The organism is Actinocorallia aurea (genome assembly GCF_054783995.1).
In genome coordinates this window covers 183,128-197,151 of the sequence record NZ_BAAGPQ010000006.1, presented here as the reverse complement: position 1 = coordinate 197,151, position 14,024 = coordinate 183,128, and the positions used below count along the sequence as shown (strand labels likewise).

Here is a 14,024-nt window from a genome sequence, read left to right as displayed (position 1 = left end):
CTCTCCCTTCTGAGGTGTCGTGCCACCTTACCCCGGTTTGGTCTTGCGGGTGGCACGACACCCCCCTATGGTGGGTGGCACGACACCCCCTCGCGGGGCCCGCAACAGAGCGGCCCCGCCCGGTGCTGTAACACCGGAGCGGGGCCTTGATCGGACAACGGAGGTCCGACCCATGAAGAACCTTAACGGCGTCGAGGGCGACGCCACGAGAGAGCCGTTCGGCGACTGCCCGGACTGGTGCGACCGGACCGCGCACATGCGGGGCGGGCACAGCTCGTCGCGCGTGTTCGCCGGCCTGCTCGTGTCGGTCGTGCAGTTCCCCGGCGATGACCCCGCCGTGTTCGTCAACGCGCTCGGCGGTGCGGTCGAGGATGAGCGGGACAGTGCCCCGGTCGGGACGATCCCGGCGGGGCACGTGCTCGGTCTCCTCGCGGCCGTGGCCCGGTCGGAGCGTGAGCCGCGGTCGCGCGCCGAGTGGCTGGCCCCTCGCGGCGGCCTGGTCGAGGCTTACCGGCGGCCGGGCGGCGGCATGGAGCTCCACCACCGGATCGGCCGCGAGGTCGTGAGCATGATGCCCCTGCCGGGCGTCCTCGACGACGTGGCGGCCGAGCTGGGCCGGGTGTACGCCGAGCGCGTCGGCGGTCTGTACGTCCCGCTGCCCGAGCCTGACGGGGCGGTGCGGTTCTTCTCCTGCGCGCTCGGCTACGTCGAGGCCCGCACGGTGCGGATCGTCCTGGACTTCGACGGGACCGAGATGGTCCTGAGCATCGAGCAGGCGATCACCGCGGCCGACGTGCTTCTCGCCCAGGACCGCGAGGACTCCCTGCCCGAGCTGCTCGACTTCGCCGACGCGCTGGTGTCCGCGGTCCGCTTCGTCGCCACCTGCTACCCGGCGGTGCTGGCGTGAGCGTCGTCGAGAACACCATCTGCACCGCCGCGGGCAAGGCTCTGCTCGTCACGAGCGTCGAGGGTCGGGGCGGCGACCCGAGCATGACCGAGATCCGCATGGAGTTCGGGGCCGGGCAGAGCATCGGCATCCCGCTCGGGGCCGCTCGCTACTTCGCGCACTTCGCCGACGAGGACGACAGCCCCGCGGCCCGCCAGTTCGCCGAGTCGTTCGCCGAGGTCGTCGCGCTCGTCGAGGGCCTGTTCTCGGAGGAGTCCCGATGACCGAGCAGACCCCCGACCGGCGCGCGCTCGCCCTGCTGCTCGCCGCCCTCGACATCCCACACCCGGCGACGGGCGGCGACGAGGACAACCGCAGGCGGGTCCTGGCCGACCGCGCCATGCACACGGCGATCTTCCTGCGCGGCTACCTGGCCGAGTCCATGGAGGGCATGCGGGACGTCCACCTCGACTACTTCGCCGCCCGGCTCGCCGAGCACCCCCCGACCACCTACGCGCACTACATGAGCAACGAGGAGAACGGCCGATGACGAAGACGGACTGGATCATCCGCATCCTCGCCGCCGTGGTGGTGGTCGCGCTCGGCCTGGTGGCCGCGGTCGTCTCCTACAACCACGCCCTGGAGGTCGCGCAGGCCCACGGGCAGGAGGGCTTCACCGCCCTGCTGACGCCCCTCACGATCGACGGCCTGGTCCTGGTGCCGGGGCTCGTGATGCTGGACTCCGCGCGCCGGGGGGAGCGTGCACCGTGGCTCGCGTACGCCTCCCTCGCCCTGGGGATCGGCGCGACGCTCGGCGTCAACGTGCTCTACGGGATCGGGTACGGGCTCGTCGGGGCGATCGTGGCGGGGTGGCCGGCGGTCGCGCTGGTGCTGGCGTCCGAGCTGCTGATGGGCATGATCCGGCGCTCCGGACTTTCGTCACACGCGGCTGGGCGTGACGAAAGTTTGATGGCGGCCGCGGCAGATCTCGACCAGGAGGTCGCCGAGCTTCTCAGGGTTGACCCTGAGAAGGCCGACCTCGTCGAGGTGGTCGACGCCGCTCGCTCGATCCCTACCCTTGCCGAAACGGTGCCCGACGACGAGCCGCCCGCGCCGTTCCCGCCGGTCGAGGTCGACCGCGAGATCGACACCCCGGTCGAGGGCGCCGCCGCTGGTGAGGGCTCTGTGACGGGGCTGGACTCGGCCATCGTTTCGGCACGCCGTGCGGGCCGGACGATCAAGGATGTGTGTGCTGAGTTCGGTGTCTCCCGGTACCGGGTGGACAAGGCGATGAAGGCCGCGGCCCTGGCGGGGGTGGCGCTGTGATCACCCTGGCGGACGGCACGGTCGTCACCTGCCCGGTGTGCGGCGGCACCCGCGAGTGGGCGCAGATCTACGCACTCGGCAACGACAGCGCGCAGGGCTCCACCGGGTGGGTCGTCTGCTCGGCCGACAAGACCCGCGTGGCCTGGTAGCCGCTCGATTCCCGTAGTCCCGGACCGGGGCTCTCCGACCAAAGATGCGCCCCGGTCCGGTCTCCCCGTGTGTGAGGAGTTCTCCATCATGACCGACTACCGAACCGTCATCCCGCTTCCTGTCGTTCCGTCCGCGCGGGTCGTGGTCGAGCAGGGCGCGGACGCAGAGGTCGTCTCGGCCGAGCTGGTCGACGACCCGTCGCCCGCTCCGGTGCCGGGCGCTTGGATGGCCGAGCGCCGGGCCCGCCTGGAGGCCCGCCCGCCGGTCCTTCCCCGCTACCTGACCCAGGGCGGCGAGTTCCGGCAGGGCGCCGCGTTCACCGCCCGCTACGTCGTCGGCGAGGCGGCGTTCTACGGGGTGCGGGCGCCCGTCTACGCCGTCCGCCTGTGGTCGAGGGCGCCGCGCGGCACGGTCCGCCTGGTCGCCACGTGGGGCCGGTGGGCGCTGGACGCCGAGGGCAGGGCGCTGATGGCCGTCGAGGCGACCGGCCGCAACACCGGGGCCTATCTCCAGTTGAAGGCCGCCCACGACCGGACGGTGAAGACGAGGACCAGGCGGAGCCTGGTGGTTGCCGTGCCGGTCGGCGCCCTCGTCACGCTCGCCGCCCTGCTACTGCCGGGCGCGGGCCTGGTCTGCGTGGCGGCCGGGGTGCTGGCGCTGCTCGGCCTCGCCGGGGCGGAGCCGGACCGGCCGATCGTTCACCGGTACGTCGCGGTGCGGGTGCAACGGCGCCTGGACTCGCCCGAGGTCGAGAACGCGCTGAAGGCCATCGGCATCAAGGGCAAGGCCGACTGGGTCGCGCCCATCGCCGTCGACGGGCCCGGGTGGCGGGCCGAACTCGACCTACCCGGAGCGCACCAGGCCGACGAGGTGTTGGAGGCGCGCGCGGGCCTCGCCGCGGCGATGCGCCGGCCGCTGGGGTGCGTGTGGCCCGAGGGTGACCGCGACGCCCACCCCGGACGGCTCGTGCTGTGGGTCGCCCGCGAGGACCCCGCCAAGGGTGCCCGCCGGATCTGGCCGCTGATGAAGACCGGCCAAGCAGACCTGTTCGCCGAGATCCCGTACGGCTACGACCCGCGCGGCCGTCTGGTCACGCTGCGCCTGATGTACTCCAATGCCCTCATCGGCGGGGTGATGGGGTCCGGGAAGACGTCCGCGGTCCTGGTGATCGCCCTCGCCGCCGCGCTCGACCCTACGGCCGAGCTGTGGATCTATGAGATGAAGGGGTCCGGCGACCTCGACGCGCTCAAGCCCGTGAGTCACCGGTACGTGTCCGGCGACGACGACGAGCACTGCGAAGCGGCGTACCGGGCGCTGCTGGCGCTGGAGAAGGAGATGAAGCGCCGCAAGGCCATCATCAAGGATCTGCCCGCGGTCGACGTGCCGGACGGCCGCAAGACCACCAAGCAGCTTGCCGCGCGCCGGGACCTCGGGCTTCACCCGCTGGTCGCCATCTTCGACGAGTGTCACACCCTGTTCGAGCACCCCGAATACCGGGACCAGGCGGCCGAGGTCGCGGCCCGGTTGGTGAAGAAGGCGCGCGCCTACGGGATCATCCTGGTCCTCACCACGCAGCGGCCCGACGCGAAGTCGATCCCGCGCGGGGTGTCGGACAATGCCATCACCCGCCTGCTGCTCGCCGTGACCGGCCACGTCCCCAACGACCTGATCGCCGGGACCGGCGCCTACAAGCGCGGCGTGCGCGGCACCATGTTCGACCCCGAACGCGACGCCGGTACCGCGTGGATCGTCCGCGGCCTGAACGCCCGCATCGCCCGCGCGGCGTTCATCCGGCAGGACGAGGCCGTCGACATCGTGCGCCGCGCTCACGCCCTGCGCGTCGCCGCCGGAACCGTCACCGGGCAGGCCGCGGGCGAAGACGTCCAAGATGCCGAGGACGCCACGATCGTTGACCACCTGACCGCGGTGTGGCCGGCGGGCGAGGACACCGCCCACTCCGCCCGCCTCGTCGAGGCCCTGGCCGTCTTCCGCCCCGACCTCTACGCCCCCTGGCTCGACCAGGACCAGGCCGCGCGCTCCACCACGCTCGCCGCCGCACTGCGCCCCTTCGGAGTCCGCACCCGCCAGGTCAACAAGCGCGGCGCGGGCGGGTCCGCGAAGGGCCTGCGCCTCGACGACCTGACCGTCCCCACCGGCACCGACGAGGACTTGGAGGGTTCACCCCACCCCGAAACCGGTTTCGCCCCCGGTATCGCCGAATCACCGCTCTGACCAGGACGGTTACGGGTTTCGGGGAGAACGCTTGCCGCCCCCTTCGAGGGGGTCGCACCACACGAACCAGCGACACCCCGCCCGGCTAGCGAACAGGCGGGGTGTCGGCGCTGGTGCGCGCGGAGTCAGGCTACGGGCTCCGCGCCGTGAGCCGGGGCGATTGCGACGATTCGGCGGGCGAGTTCGACGTCGTGCTCGGCGACGCGTCCGCCGAGGTCGCTGGAGCTGATGGTGAGCGAGACGGTCTTGTAGCCGAGGGTGGCGTTGGAGTGGTGTCCGAGGTCGTCTTGGATCGCGGCGATGTGCGAGACGAAGGCGGCGCCGCGGATGTGGGGGATGGAGTACACGGCCTCGATCTTGCGGCCGTCGGTGCTCCAGCCGGGCAGGCCCGCGATGCGTTCCTCGATCTGCTGCTGGGTGAGTGGTTCGGCCATCATGCCCCTTTCACCGGTGCCAGGATCTCGGCCAGTTCCCGGCCTTCGGGCGCATCCTGCCACGGCGTCATGGCGTCTTCGAGGTCGGCCAGGACCCGCAGGGCGCGCGCCGAGCGTGTCGAGCTGACGATGGGGACGGCGGTCCGGGCGAGGTCCAGGGCGTGATCGGCGGCGCCCGCTCGGGCCCGTACGACCGCGTGGCGGGCGGTCCACACCCCGACGTCCCGGCGGGCCCGTCCGGTGTCCGGGGGGATGAGCTGCTCCCACAGGCGCGCGGCGTCGTCGAGGAGGCCGAGGCGGCCGTAACAGGTGGCGCGCTGGATCTCGACGTAGTTCGGGGTGCGCAGGCACGCGGTGCCCCATTGCTCGACGTCGACCCGGGCGACCGCATCCGCGGCGTCGTCGAGGAGCTGGTCGACTGCGCGCCGGTCGTCGGAGGGGAGCAGGGATACGCCGTGCGCCTGCTGCTGGAGGGCGAACACCTGCACCTCGGGAGACAGCCGCGAGGCGTCGGTGAGGGCGCTACGGCACAGGTCGACCACGGCCCCGCCGCGGCCCTGGTCGGTGTGCGCCATGGCGAGGTCGACGAGGGTGCAGGCGACGGCGTCCCGGTTCATGGAGCGATGCGCCAGCTCCAGCGCGGCACCGTGCCACAGGGCCGCGGCCGGGGCGTCGCCGGCGTCGAGGTGCAGCCACCCGATGAACGCCCGGTAGGCCGTCCCCACCTCGGTGAGACGCTGCCTGACGGGCCCGTCCGCGGCGTCGAGCAGCTCGGTCAACAGGTCGCTCTGTGCCGTCACCGTGCCGATGAGCGCCCGCGGGCCCAGCATCATATCGGCCTGGTAGTGCCCGCCGAGCTGACCGGCGAAGTAGTCGACGAGTTCAGGCGCCACGGGCCCGTCATGCCGCACCGGAGTGGGAAGACCGCTCTGTTCAAAGTTTTGAACAGCAGGAGGTGTGGGTGCCGTGCCGAGGAGCTGACCGAGGAGCTGCTGATACAGCCTGCTCGGCTCGGAGACCCGACCGTTCTCCCACTGCTTGATCATGTCGGTGAGGCTCGCGACCGAGGGCAGCGGAGTCGGCGACGCCGCGCGCAGCTTGCGCGCGAGGTCGGGCCGGGACCACCCCTTGTCCTCGCGGCGCTCCCGCAGGACTGCACCCGTGATCATGTCCGGCATGGCGCGCACCCTTCGCCACCGGGAGGGGGAGAGATACCCCCTCGCACTCCCCCCAGTCTCCCCTCCCGCGCGGCATCCGGGCGGGGATTCACTGAGCGCAACGTATCCGTGACGACAGGGAGGCCCGCGATGGTGCGCGCGGAATCCGCTGAGAAGACGATCCTCGCCGAGCTTCAGGAGAGGTATCCGGCGTACAACGTGTGGAGGGCGGAAGGCGGCGAGGGGTCGTGGATGGCCACCCGCAAGGCCCCGCGGACGCCCGAGCAGTTCGAGGCCGGCATCGCGCCGACCCTGATGGCCGACACCGACCGCGGCTTGCGCCAGCAGCTCGTCATCGAGGCGCGCGCCGACGAGCACGTCGCCGCCGGGCACCCCTGCCATGTGCAGCTCGTGCGCGACCACATGGACAAGGGACGTCCGTGCTGCGGGGCCGCGCGGTGAACCTGGCCGAGTTGCAGGCGCTGACGGCGCTGCTGACGTACCTGAGCAGGGACCGGCCGGCCTTCCCGCTTGAGCTGGCGGCACCGCTGCTGACCGCCGGAACGGTCACGGTCACGGCCGAGCCGCACGAGGATTCCGTGAGGCTCTGGGCGAACGGCGACGTGCTGCTGTGCGACACCGCCGACGAGGGGTGGCAGGAGGAGGCGGAGGCTCGTCTCATCGCGCTTCAGCGGCCCGCAGACGGCACGGGGGCAGGGTCGTGATCGCAGAGCTGCACCACCCCGACGTGGTCGACCTCAACGGCGTTCGCCCCTACCTGCGCGTCCTGGTCGACCTCGCGACCTCGATCGGAGAGGACCCGGCGAGGCGGGCCGAGGCGCTGCACGCGCTCGCGCAGCATCCCCACCTCGTCGAGGCGGTGCCCGGTGACGCGGAGCGACTGGAGATGGTCGCGCGCCACCTGCGGGACTGGGAGGCGATCGAGGCCCGGCTGTGGGAGTGGGACCGGCTGACCGCCGTGCTCGTGGACCTGGTGGCCACCCTCGACGCAGTGCAGGACCCTGGGGCGTCCTGGTGGTGGCAGCACTGGCGGGATCGATGGCCGAAGTGAAGGCCGCCGCGATCGGTGCTGACCGAAGTGCGTCAAGTAGTTCGGGGCCCGTCCCTACCCGCCCTGAGTCATCGAACACGCGTTCGCTATGATCCACTTGCAAGCCTCTGACCTGCACATATGACTCCGCGTGCCGTGTGTCGGTCGGCTGGCGATGAGACGTCGTACCCGGTGCCGGCCGATGGGGGGCTCTGCCGGGTGCGATGAGGGGCCCGCTTCCCGTGCAGGGGAGGCGGGCCTCCCTCCTCCGCGGGGAATCGGCCTCGATCCGGCGACGAACCGGACACGGAGTCTGCCCCAGCGCAGGGAGATCAATACCGTCTGGCCATGGCCACCCCCCGCATGCCCTGGCTCCACACGATCGGGGCGCACCTCGTGAGCGCGCTCATCGGCGCCGTGTTCGCCCTGGTCGGCGGGTACGTGATCCTGTCGACGTCGGGCGCCTTCGACCCTCCGCAGGGCCCGCAGGGCGTGACCGGTCCGCAGGGTCCGCAGGGTCCGCAGGGTCCGATGGGGCTTACCGGACCGCAGGGCAGGGCCGGGGCTCCGGGTAGGGACGCGCGCCCAGAGATGACCGGCCCGATGGGCTGCCCCATCGGCATGACGGTGCGGAGCACGTACATCCCCATCATGTCGATCACCGGGGAGTACACGGGAAGGGTCCAGAGCTACACGTTCTGCGCGCGCTGAGGCGAAGGTGCTGCGCCGTGGCGCGCCCTAGGCTGGACCTGTTCCTTTCGGATTGGAACAGTGCCGTCTTCCGGGCTGGTTACCCGGGCCATGGGACGGCGCGAGCCCCCGCCGCGGTATCTGCTGGCGGGGGCTCTGCGCTCGGTACGGGCGTTCTCGGGCGGTGGCGCTCATCCTCCGGTGGGGCGGGGCGGGCGCTCGTCCATGAGGATCTGGAGGACCGACGTGCCGTTGGCGGCTGCCCACTCACGCCGGGCGTCGATCCATCGGCGCCGGGCGCGGAAGAGGTGGTAGGAGTACGTCTCGCCGGGCCTGTTCCAGGACTCCGGGATGGGCTCGGAGCGGTCGATCCAGTCGTCCAGTTCGAAGGCGCGCAGCTCGTCGGGCAGCTTCCCGTCTCCGGTGCTGGTCCTCTTGCGCTTCATGCTCGGCTCCATCTCGCGGAAGCCGCGGCGCGGGCGGCCTCGGATACCTGGTTGCCGGTGGGCCGGTTGGCCCATCGGCGCTCGGCCGCCCGGCGGGCGCGGACCTTGGCCGGGGAGGCGAGCGACGTCGAGTCGTCTTCGGCCGGGATGTCGAGCTGCGAGAGCAGCCGGCCGACGGCGAGGGAGATCTGGCGCTCCTCGCCGATGGCGGGGTTGGGGCGCCGGTCGCCGCGCGACGTCACGACCATGGGCCCGGTCTCCAGGATCTCGGCCTGAAGTGCGTCGGCGCGGTCCATCATCCTGCACACCTGCGTGAGTAGTTCGAGCTCGTGGCGGTCGAGGTCGAACGTGCCCGTGGCGTGGTCCCAGAACGCCTGACCGCGCTCACCCATGGGAGCCATGGCGCCCTCCTTTGATCGATCCGTAAGCACGCATGCATGGCGAGGAGCGGGGGCGCCGGGTCCCTGGGGGTCTCCAAGATCACGTGAAACTCCCCTCCCCCTCCCCTCCGGGCGGGTCCGGTCAGGCGTCGAGGTCGGTCAGGTCGATGATCGAGGCGAGGGAGACGGGCGGCTGCTGGGCCGCGAGCAGTTCGCGCCGTGCCGTCACCTGGGCCGCCTGGTGCAGGCCGCGGGTCTCGACGAGTGCCTTGTGGACGAGGTCGAGGCGCTCCTGTGCCTTCTCCATGTCCCTCGCGAGCCGCTTGACCTTGCGGTCCTTGTCGGCGTTGGGCCTGGTGAGGGAGGCGGTGTGGTGGGCGGATGCGGCCTTGAGCCATGCGTCGTAGACCGCGGGGTAGAGGCCGTTGATGCGGTCGAACTCGGCGAGTGCCTCGACGACGCGCGGGTCCTGCTTGACCGCGAGCGTGATCGGGTCGGGTGTGGGCTCGACGAGGTCGGCGAGCGCCATGAACTCCGCGGGCGTGAACGGTCCGGAGCGACCGAACTTGCGGATGGCTCGGCACCGGGTGCACCCCTCGCCCTCCCCCTGCCGGGGGGTAGCGGGGGCGGGGCGGCTGCTGGTCAGGGCCATGAGGGTCTCCTTAGTTCGGGTGGGGGAGTCGGGCGTGCCAGCCCTGTTCGTAGTCCTGGGCGGCCTGCTCGTCGCCGCCTGCGGCGTGCCGCATCTCGTGTGCCACGGTGGCCATGACGTCGGCATGGGAGAGGCCAGCCGCTATCCACACGGTGTGGTCGCCCTTGCGGTAGGCGCCGCGCACCGGGACGTCGGTGGCGATGGCGTCCCAGTCCCGGCAGCCGTACTTGCGCGCGTACGCCTTCTCGGCCGCGGTCTCCGGGCTGAACCACAGCAGGCGGGGCAGGGGCGCCTCGATGCCGAGTTCCCGCGCGGTGGTGTGCATCATCATCTCGGCGGCGGCCTGGTGGCCGAGCGAGGGCGCGGCGCACTCGCTGTAGGTGAACCCGGAGTCTTCGCGGATGCGCTCCCGGATGGCCGACAGCTCAAGCCGCTGTGAGGTCTCGACGAACCGGCGGTGCTGCCCCCGGGCCTCATGGCGGAGGAACCGTTCGTGCTCCCGCTGAAGGGCCGCCCGGTCCGTGCTGGCGCTCTTGGCCGACAGGGTCCGCACCCCGCGGCCGGCGCCGACGAGGACGGGGCTCACCTCGTGCACGGCCAGGCTCTTGAGGAACCGCACCTGCTTGCCCTCGAACGTGCCGTACTCCTGGTCGAGGACGTCGTACCCGTAGCTCCACTGCCCGAGCTGGCCGAGTTCCTTGACCACGGTGAAGGTGTCGCGCCCGGCGGTGGTGTCGAGGAAGAACCGGCCGTGCAACCGCGCGTCGGTCGAGGAGGTGACGATCCGGCCGCGGCCGACCGGCAGAAGCCCATCCCACGACTTGTGCCCGTAGGCGCTGATGAGCACTTCGGCCCCGTTGGTGAACGCACCGGGAAGCGTGACGTCCCCGTCGGAATCCCGCTTGAGGAACGTCGAGAAGACCGCCACCACCTCCCCGCGGTCCTCGGACTTCACGGAGAAGCCCTTGAGTGACTTGCCGTCCACGTCTCACTCTCCCTGCTCGACGAGGTCGGCGAGCGCTGCCACCGGGATGAGGCGGCGGCGGCCGACCTGCACCGGCTTCAGCCTTCCGTCCGCCACCATCCGGCGGACGGTTCGGGACGACACCCCGAGCCGGGCCGCCGCACCCTCGTACGTCACGCTCACAGCGTCGTTCGACGAGTGCGCCTCGACGACCTTTGGCCGCGCCGGGCCGGTCCTGGCCGAGAACGCCTCGACCATCTCGGCCAGCTCAGGGGGCGCCGTGATGCCCTGGCGCCGACACCAGCGCAGGTGCTCGGCGAGCGCCCGCGCCAGGTGCGACGACAGGACCTCATCGGCGACCAGGACGAGCGGGATCACAGGCTCCCCGTCGGCAGAACCCCGTACTCCCGGTGCAGGCCCCGCAGGACCCCCACCCAGTCCGCGCAGTCGTACCGGGCCCTCAGCTCGGCCGACCGCCGCCGCGCGCCCCGCTGCCAGTCCGCCGGGAACTCGTTGCGGCCGGCCTTGATGCCCTCGACGACGTCGCGCCCGTGCTCCTCCCAGAACGCGGTGAACTCCTCGACGCTCGGCGCCATGAACAGGGCCATCACGCGCGGACTCATCACGACTTCCCCGTCGAGGGCACCCCCGACGAGCACGGACACGTGCGGGTAGAGGTCTTCGACACCGGGCACAGGGGTGTTGCTGGTCATTCGGGCTTCCCTTCACACATGGGGTGACTGGTGGCCTGCGCGGCGATGAGGGTCAGGCTCAGCCGGGCGCCGCACCCGTCACAGAGCCGCACAGCGCACCGGGAGTGGACCCACGACGTCATGCCGCGGTACCGGCTCACGCGCTGCCCGACGAGCACGGGACCGCGGCACAGGCCGCATGTCCCGCTGTTCGTCCGGGCCTTCTGGTTCTTGACGGCCTTGATCACTGGTGCTCCCTGGCCTTGCGCTCGCACTCGTCGTCGGGATGGGCGTAGCGGCCGTCACCGAGGTCGACGACGGCACCGAGGCGCGCGGGGAGGCGGCTGCCGCACCCTGCACAGGTCGTGGCATGTGAGCGTGGGTGCTTTTCAGCGTCACCAGCGTCACCAGCTACACCGGACGGCTGTTTGCGGTGCTCAGGGCCATTGCGCGCGGGTGTAGCTGCGAGGGCCCCAGCGTCACCACCGGCCGGGACAGCGTCACCAGCGTCACCGGAGCCGGGGAGGGGTGACGCTAGCGCCACCCCCTCAGCGTCACCCTTGTTTTCGCTGGTCAGGGCCGGTTGGGTGGGGGTCTGGTGTAGCTGGTGCTGCTCGGTCCCAGGAGTTATCTGGTTACCGCTCTCCCTGGCCTCCTTGAGGCGGTCGGCGGTCGCGGTGAGCTTCCAGGGCTTGCCCTTCTTCGTGCGGGTCAGCTCGACGACGTCGATGCCGACCGTGCGCAGGGCGGGGGCGTGGCGCTTGAGCTGCCCACCGGCCCGGGTTGCGTCCTTGGGCCAGGACTTGGGCAGGGTCGAGGGAGCCTTGACCTCGTCGAGGAGATCTTGAGCCGTTCCGAGGAACCCCGCTTCCCCCTTCCTGTCGACCAGCTCGGCGACGCCGAGGATGAAGGGCTGCCCGTCGAGGACGTCGGCGACGGAGCTACGGGCGCCGTCCCGGTATGAGGCCAGCGTCTTCCAGCCGGTGACGTGGTCGACTGCGGCCAGGACGCGCGCGAAGTCCGCCATGCGCGGCCGTTCGGTCAGGTGGACGTCCGGCAGGGCCTTGAGGACGTCGGCGAGGAGGTCGAACAGGGAGGCGAGGATGGAGGCGTGCGCGTCGGCATAGGCCCGGTCCAGCTCGGCTTCCTCGCGGCGCTCGCTGTCGGGGATCAGGGCCAGTTCGATCGTCAGCAGGCGCTCGGCGAGGTCGCCGGCCAGGGCGCCCGCGTCGATCGTGGTCAGCGCCAGCACGCGCCGGAACTCCAGGACCACCACGTCGTCATCGGAGTACAGGGCCCGGTCCACGATGCCGTCGCCGGTCACGGCCCGGCACAGCGCGTCCGACAGCCAGTCCGGCACGATCGAGATGTTGTCGATGCACAGGCCCCAGGAGTTGAACGCCTGCACCGCCCACCCCTTGAGGTCGCGTGGTGCTGTGCGCTTCGGTGCGCCGGAGGGGTCGATGATCCCGATGACCATCTGTGCGGACTTGGACTTGCCCGTTCCCTGCTCGCCGCGGAAGGTGAGGATCGGGTGCGGGAGGTCGGGGATGAATGCGGCCAGCAGCCACCCCACCAGCAGGCGGAACGACTCGTCCGACATGTTCAGCAGTCGGCGCAGCTTGGCCAGGCCGTCGCCGTCGCGCACCGGCTCGGGAAGTGAGCGCATCGCCCCCGACCGGCGGAACAGCACCGGGGAGCGGGACTCCCTCGACCATCCGCCGGGACCGACGACCACGCACCGGCCGTCCGGGGTGCCGAGGTCGACCACGATCCGGTCTCCGCACAGTGCCGTCCGGAGCTGGGGAACACGTTCCTCAGCGTCCTGCGCGAACCCCTCCAGCACGGTCACGGCATCCGACAGAGCGGCCGCAGACGGAGCGGCCGAACCGCCGTTCGCGTCGGCGTACAGCTTCGCCAGCTTCGCCCGCAGCCCCGCCTTACCGCGCAGCGGAAGCGCCAGGTTCGCACCCTGCTTGAGCACCGCGTAAGGCCGCCCGTCGCTCGACATGAACATGTCGAACCGGTCCCGCGCCAGCTTCACCAACTGCGACGCCTGCGACGGGCCGCGGCCCTCCCCGTCCTGCGCCTTGCCCTCGTCCTTGCCACCGTTCGTCACTGGGGCGGCGAACTGGCACCAGGACTCGTGCCCGTGGGCATCGGGCCGGCCGCACGCGGCGCAGTACCCGGAGTCCTCGTCGTACACGTCGCTCACGCGCCACCACCCCGGACCCACCCGCGGCCCTCGCAGCGACCGCACGGCCAGCGGGCACGGCCACCGTGCGGGATACCGATGCGCTCCCGCGCCGCCTCCCGCAACTCCCGCAGGCGCTCGGGCGTGTACCCGGGGTAGCGCACACGCTCAAGCTCGGCGTGCGACGGACCAGAAGGGAGAGCCGCCTGAACCGCCTTCCACACCATCGCGCCCGCCCGTTCCTGGCGCTGGCGCTCCCGCTCGGCACCGATGTCGATGCCGTCGCGAACGCCCGCGGTGTAGCCCTCGATACGCGCCCGTTCCTCGCGCTCGGACTGGCTCGCGACGTCCTCGACGAGCTGGCGGGCCTGCTCAATGAGGCCGATGGGCAGTACGCTCGATGTGACGAAACGCCCGTCCGGCATCCCGTCTTCTGCGAGGCCCGCCCCGTTCCCCCCGGGGCCGGGCCTCGTCTCGTAGGTGGTCATTAGGCGGCCTCGCCGCCCGGGACGGTAGACGCGGAGCGCCGCTGGTCGATGAACTCCTCGATGTCGCGCGCGTCGACGAAGCGTCGACGGCCGATGGTCACGCTCTTCAGCTGACCGGACTTGATCAGCTGGTAGGTCTTCGTGCGCCCGAGCCCGCCCAGGGCCGAAGCGGCATCGGGGTACCACGGAAGCAGCTTGCGTGGGGCCGGGGATCTCTCCGTCATGACACTCCTCGTCTCATGAGCGTCATCGCAGTCATCTCTAACTGCGGTCACGCACTTC

Annotated in this window: 21 protein-coding genes; 10 read left to right on the top strand and 11 right to left on the bottom strand. The window is 71.5% G+C overall.

Annotated features, from left to right (window positions below; translation table 11 throughout):
- Positions 1-172 precede the first annotated feature (172 nt).
- From ACYVOM_RS09185 to ACYVOM_RS09160, 6 genes are all read left to right on the top strand, one after another.
- Positions 173-907 carry a hypothetical protein gene (locus ACYVOM_RS09185; protein WP_460302822.1) on the top strand — a complete coding sequence of 245 codons (735 nt, stop codon included), beginning with the start codon at positions 173-175 and terminating at the stop codon, positions 905-907.
- Complete coding sequence (locus ACYVOM_RS09180; RefSeq protein WP_460302821.1) at positions 904-1,170, top strand: hypothetical protein; 267 nt, start codon at positions 904-906, stop codon at positions 1,168-1,170. The genes ACYVOM_RS09185 and ACYVOM_RS09180 overlap by 4 nt, the downstream gene beginning before the upstream one ends.
- Entirely contained in the window at positions 1,167-1,436 is a 270-nt protein-coding gene (locus ACYVOM_RS09175; RefSeq protein WP_460302820.1) for a hypothetical protein, read from the top strand. Before ACYVOM_RS09180 ends, ACYVOM_RS09175 begins: the two co-directional genes overlap by 4 nt.
- Positions 1,433-2,212 (top strand): DUF2637 domain-containing protein, encoded by a 780-nt coding sequence (locus ACYVOM_RS09170; RefSeq protein WP_460302819.1) that lies wholly within the window; start codon positions 1,433-1,435, stop codon positions 2,210-2,212. Before ACYVOM_RS09175 ends, ACYVOM_RS09170 begins: the two co-directional genes overlap by 4 nt.
- Positions 2,209-2,361, top strand: coding sequence for a hypothetical protein (locus tag ACYVOM_RS09165; protein ID WP_460302818.1), 153 nt, complete (start codon positions 2,209-2,211; stop codon positions 2,359-2,361). Before ACYVOM_RS09170 ends, ACYVOM_RS09165 begins: the two co-directional genes overlap by 4 nt.
- An 88-nt stretch (positions 2,362-2,449) precedes the next feature.
- Entirely contained in the window at positions 2,450-4,594 is a 2,145-nt protein-coding gene (locus ACYVOM_RS09160; RefSeq protein WP_460302817.1) for an FtsK/SpoIIIE domain-containing protein, read from the top strand.
- Positions 4,595-4,719: 125 nt separating this feature from the next.
- On the opposite strand, the gene ACYVOM_RS09155 is transcribed toward ACYVOM_RS09160, so the two are convergent.
- Complete coding sequence (locus ACYVOM_RS09155) at positions 4,720-5,028, bottom strand: 4a-hydroxytetrahydrobiopterin dehydratase (RefSeq protein ID WP_460302816.1); 309 nt, start codon at positions 5,026-5,028, stop codon at positions 4,720-4,722.
- A complete protein-coding gene (locus ACYVOM_RS09150; RefSeq protein WP_460302815.1) occupies positions 5,028-6,197 on the bottom strand; it encodes a helix-turn-helix domain-containing protein in 1,170 nt (389 codons plus the stop codon). The genes ACYVOM_RS09155 and ACYVOM_RS09150 overlap by 1 nt, the downstream gene beginning before the upstream one ends.
- Before the next feature lie 138 nt (positions 6,198-6,335).
- Here ACYVOM_RS09150 and ACYVOM_RS09145 point away from each other — a divergent pair, with 138 nt between their 5' ends.
- The 4 genes from ACYVOM_RS09145 (at position 6,336) to ACYVOM_RS09130 (ending at position 7,947) form a co-directional block, all read left to right on the top strand.
- The gene (locus tag ACYVOM_RS09145) at positions 6,336-6,647 is read left to right on the top strand and encodes a hypothetical protein (RefSeq protein WP_460302814.1); all 312 of its coding nucleotides are present in this window, start codon (positions 6,336-6,338) and stop codon (positions 6,645-6,647) included.
- Positions 6,626-6,910: a hypothetical protein gene (locus ACYVOM_RS09140; RefSeq protein WP_460302813.1), complete on the top strand. Its 285-nt coding sequence runs from the start codon at positions 6,626-6,628 to the stop codon at positions 6,908-6,910. Before ACYVOM_RS09145 ends, ACYVOM_RS09140 begins: the two co-directional genes overlap by 22 nt.
- Positions 6,907-7,257, top strand: a complete 351-nt coding sequence (locus ACYVOM_RS09135) for a hypothetical protein (protein ID WP_460302812.1) — start codon at positions 6,907-6,909, stop codon at positions 7,255-7,257. Before ACYVOM_RS09140 ends, ACYVOM_RS09135 begins: the two co-directional genes overlap by 4 nt.
- A gap of 327 nt (positions 7,258-7,584) precedes the next feature.
- The gene (locus ACYVOM_RS09130; protein WP_460302811.1) at positions 7,585-7,947 is read left to right on the top strand and encodes a hypothetical protein; all 363 of its coding nucleotides are present in this window, start codon (positions 7,585-7,587) and stop codon (positions 7,945-7,947) included.
- Between the two features lie 170 nt (positions 7,948-8,117).
- On the opposite strand, the gene ACYVOM_RS09125 is transcribed toward ACYVOM_RS09130, so the two are convergent.
- From ACYVOM_RS09125 to ACYVOM_RS09085, 9 genes are all read right to left on the bottom strand, one after another.
- Positions 8,118-8,372, bottom strand: a complete 255-nt coding sequence (locus tag ACYVOM_RS09125; protein ID WP_460302810.1) for a hypothetical protein — start codon at positions 8,370-8,372, stop codon at positions 8,118-8,120.
- Positions 8,369-8,773 carry a hypothetical protein gene (locus ACYVOM_RS09120; RefSeq protein ID WP_460302809.1) on the bottom strand — a complete coding sequence of 135 codons (405 nt, stop codon included), beginning with the start codon at positions 8,771-8,773 and terminating at the stop codon, positions 8,369-8,371. The genes ACYVOM_RS09125 and ACYVOM_RS09120 overlap by 4 nt, the downstream gene beginning before the upstream one ends.
- 121 nt (positions 8,774-8,894) lie before the next feature.
- Positions 8,895-9,404, bottom strand: coding sequence for a hypothetical protein (locus ACYVOM_RS09115; protein WP_460302808.1), 510 nt, complete (start codon positions 9,402-9,404; stop codon positions 8,895-8,897).
- A 10-nt stretch (positions 9,405-9,414) separates the two neighbouring features.
- A complete protein-coding gene (locus ACYVOM_RS09110) occupies positions 9,415-10,389 on the bottom strand; it encodes an HK97 family phage prohead protease (RefSeq protein ID WP_460302807.1) in 975 nt (324 codons plus the stop codon).
- Positions 10,390-10,392: 3 nt separating this feature from the next.
- Complete coding sequence (locus tag ACYVOM_RS09105; RefSeq protein ID WP_460302806.1) at positions 10,393-10,746, bottom strand: helix-turn-helix domain-containing protein; 354 nt, start codon at positions 10,744-10,746, stop codon at positions 10,393-10,395.
- Entirely contained in the window at positions 10,743-11,081 is a 339-nt protein-coding gene (locus ACYVOM_RS09100; RefSeq protein WP_460302805.1) for a hypothetical protein, read from the bottom strand. Before ACYVOM_RS09100 ends, ACYVOM_RS09105 begins: the two co-directional genes overlap by 4 nt.
- A 223-nt stretch (positions 11,082-11,304) precedes the next feature.
- Positions 11,305-13,275, bottom strand: a complete 1,971-nt coding sequence (locus ACYVOM_RS09095) for an ATP-binding protein (protein WP_460302804.1) — start codon at positions 13,273-13,275, stop codon at positions 11,305-11,307.
- The gene (locus ACYVOM_RS09090) at positions 13,272-13,742 is read right to left on the bottom strand and encodes a hypothetical protein (RefSeq protein ID WP_460302803.1); all 471 of its coding nucleotides are present in this window, start codon (positions 13,740-13,742) and stop codon (positions 13,272-13,274) included. Before ACYVOM_RS09090 ends, ACYVOM_RS09095 begins: the two co-directional genes overlap by 4 nt.
- The gene (locus tag ACYVOM_RS09085) at positions 13,742-13,966 is read right to left on the bottom strand and encodes a helix-turn-helix domain-containing protein (protein ID WP_460302802.1); all 225 of its coding nucleotides are present in this window, start codon (positions 13,964-13,966) and stop codon (positions 13,742-13,744) included. Before ACYVOM_RS09085 ends, ACYVOM_RS09090 begins: the two co-directional genes overlap by 1 nt.
- Positions 13,967-14,024 lie beyond the last annotated feature (58 nt).